Source organism: Streptococcus caprae, assembly GCF_042649745.1.
Taxonomy (GTDB): Bacteria; Bacillota; Bacilli; order Lactobacillales; family Streptococcaceae; genus Streptococcus; species Streptococcus caprae.
The window spans coordinates 1-2,227 of sequence record NZ_JBHRZV010000035.1; the positions used below are offsets into that span (position 1 = coordinate 1).

Here is a 2,227-nt window from a genome sequence, read left to right on the forward strand (position 1 = left end):
TTTGGTGAATAGAATAAGTTAAAATTTATGATAAATTTTAACCTAGTTTAGAAAGATATAGTTAGTTTAATAAAGAGGATTACCTAAGTTAGGTAGTCCTTTTTCTTGTGATAACTTTTTCAAGTTCATCTTGTTATCATAGTGCTATCTTATGGAAAAAGGAGATAGCACTAGTGATGTTAAACAAAATGAAGGCTCGGCTATTGATTGGTTTGGGTGGTTTAGCAGTCACCAGCTTTATGGTGATGATGGGCTACACCATTGGTTCTCAGTCTGTCACCAATCACACGCAGAAACAAATCCAGTCTGAGGCTCAAAAATTACTGGCCAAAGAGAAAGAAAAAGAGAAGGCAAGTGTTCTCTCTGATGAGTTAGTCAAGGAATTTCTCACGCAATACTATACCAAGGAAAAATTAGGCGAGAACAACAACCGTATCAAGCCCTATATGACAGATTCTGCCTTTAAGGAAGAGGTATCTCGTCAAGAAGATTCCATTAACCAAGTCTATAAAGACTATATGTTGGATTATCGCTTTGAGTCTGCTCAAGTCTATGTCAATACAGAAGCAAATAAAGCTCTTGCGGAAGTGTCTTATCAGGTTGTTTACGTGTCAGATGTCAGTGATAAGGCTCAGAAAAGCACACAGACAGAAACCACCTCTCTTAAACTATCTTATGCCAAATTGTCAGATAAACTCCTTGTCAATCAGGTAACCATTTGGAATGGGAAGCTAGAGGACTTGAAAGAGTCTTCTGATGAAATAAATTCAAGCATTCCAAAGATTCAAGGCACTACTACAAGTGAGACTAACTAGCAGGAGTTACTCTTCTGCTTTTTTGATAAGGAGATGGCATGACAAGAATTGAAAGAGTGAAACAAAAGGCGATTTTAGAGGTGGCAGAATGAAAAGGCAACGCTTTTCTGTACAATTTTTATAAAGTGTTTTTGTTAAGCGATCACTCGCTTAGCCATAGGTGTTTGGTAATTGAGACTACCGTGTATGCGATGATGATTCCACCAGTGGACATAGTTCTTGGTTTTAAGGGTTAGTTCTTCAAGTGAATGAAAGGTTTCTTGATGAATAAACTCCAGTTTGAAGGAACGGTAGGTGCTCTCAGCTACCGCATTGTCACAAGGACAGCCAGCCTGACTTAACGAACGGGTAATGCCAAAGGTTTCAAGCATCTCATCAATCAACTGATTATCAAACTCCTTGCCTCGATCCGAGTGGAAGAGGTTGACCTTGGTCAGGGCGTAAGGAATGCTTTGAATGGCTTGTTTGACAAGTTCTGCGCTCTTCTTCCAGCCAACAGATACGCCAATAATTTCACGATTAAAGAGGTCAATAATCAAGCAAACAAAAGCCCAATGCTGACCAGCACGGACATAGGTCAAATCTGTCACAATCGCTTCCAATGGTTGTTCTTGGTGGAATTGTCTGGCTAAGCGATTTGGAATAGGGTCTTCGTTTTTCCCTTGAGAACGAGGCTTGAAGCTAGCCTGCTGGTAAACAGATACCAAGTTCAATCGCTTCATGAGGCGACGAATGCGACGACAAGATAGGATAATCCCATCTGAGGCTAGACATTGCTTGATCTTTCGGGCACCGTATCTGGATTTGCTCTCACGGAAAATCTGTTTCACCTTTTCTTCAAGCGCCGCTTTAGATACTGGCTTTGTAGCTCTGTAGTAATAGCTGGAACGCGGGAGATTCAACCACCGACACATGGCTGAAATGCTGTACTTATCCTTGTTAGCAGTGATTATTTCTCTTTTTGTGCCATAATCACCGCTGCTTGCTTTAGGATGTCTAGGTGCATTTCAAGTTCTCTGTTTCGCTTTATAAGAGCTATCAGCTCCCGCTGTTCATCGGTAAGATTATCAATTGATTTGAAAGATCCCGTTGTTTTAGCTTGTCTCACCCATTTATCAAAGGTGGAGGGGATTAGATCATATTCTTTGATCAGCGCACTTCGTTTCATCCCTGCATTGTAAAGGTCAACGATTTGTTGTTTAAAATCATCTGTAAAATGACGGCGTATTTTTCTAGACATGTTCTTTCTCCCATTTTTCTTCAGTGTAGAACACTTTATAAGACTGTCTAGTTTAGTGTAACCGATTCAGAATGTCAAGCCCCGTCTAAAATAGACAGTGTAAAAAAGAATATTAGTTAGTAAGGTATGACTCCCTGAATTCCATAGGGGTCATACCTTTTAATTTTTCTTG

The 2,227-nt window shown here is 40.0% G+C and carries 2 protein-coding genes; one reads left to right on the top strand and one right to left on the bottom strand.

The window, feature by feature from the left end:
• The first annotated feature begins 176 nt into the window (after positions 1-176).
• Positions 177-815: a peptidylprolyl isomerase gene (locus tag ACFORF_RS05360; protein ID WP_380426203.1), complete on the top strand. Its 639-nt coding sequence runs from the start codon at positions 177-179 to the stop codon at positions 813-815.
• Between the two features lie 134 nt (positions 816-949).
• Here ACFORF_RS05360 and ACFORF_RS05365 read toward each other — a convergent pair.
• Positions 950-2,055 (bottom strand): IS3 family transposase gene (locus ACFORF_RS05365; RefSeq protein ID WP_380426201.1). Its coding sequence is split into 2 segments (ribosomal slippage): positions 950-1,779 and positions 1,779-2,055, totalling 1,107 coding nucleotides; the frame shifts between segments, so codons are not numbered across the junction.
• Positions 2,056-2,227: the final 172 nt, after the last annotated feature.

Excerpts from the sequence above, each read along its gene's own strand:
- ACFORF_RS05360 (WP_380426203.1), top strand. The coding sequence starts at position 177 with ATGTTAAACAAAATGAAGGCTCGGCTATTGATTGGTTTGGGTGGTTTA.